This window comes from Campylobacter sp. US50a (assembly GCF_004379015.1).
In the GTDB taxonomy this organism is placed as follows: domain Bacteria; phylum Campylobacterota; class Campylobacteria; order Campylobacterales; family Campylobacteraceae; genus Campylobacter_D; species Campylobacter_D jejuni.
In genome coordinates this window covers 1-261 of the sequence record NZ_RYYJ01000103.1, presented here as the reverse complement: position 1 = coordinate 261, position 261 = coordinate 1, and the positions used below count along the sequence as shown (strand labels likewise).

At 65.9% G+C, this 261-nt stretch carries 1 protein-coding gene; it reads left to right on the top strand.

All coding sequences use genetic code 11. From position 1 onward, the window contains the following. Positions 1-216 (top strand): MFS transporter (locus ELQ11_RS10005; protein ID WP_166739192.1); only part of this gene is annotated, 216 nt, incomplete at its 5' end. Positions 217-261: the final 45 nt, after the last annotated feature.

The window sequence follows — 261 nt, the reverse complement described above, 5'->3', positions numbered from 1 at the left end:
ATGCTCGGCCGGGTCATGGGCGTGATGACCGCCGGGGCGATGGTGGCCGCGCCTCTCGGGATGATCGCGGTCGGCCCGGTGCTGGATGCGCTTGGCCTGCGGGGGACCTTCACGGCGATCAGCGTCATCCTGGCCGGCGTCTTCCTGATGGTCGTCACCAACCGGACGATCCGGACCATGGACAACACGAGTGAATCGCCATCCCGGGCGGCGTAGCCCATTTTTTAGATCTGGAGGCGTGCCATATCCGCGGACAAGGAG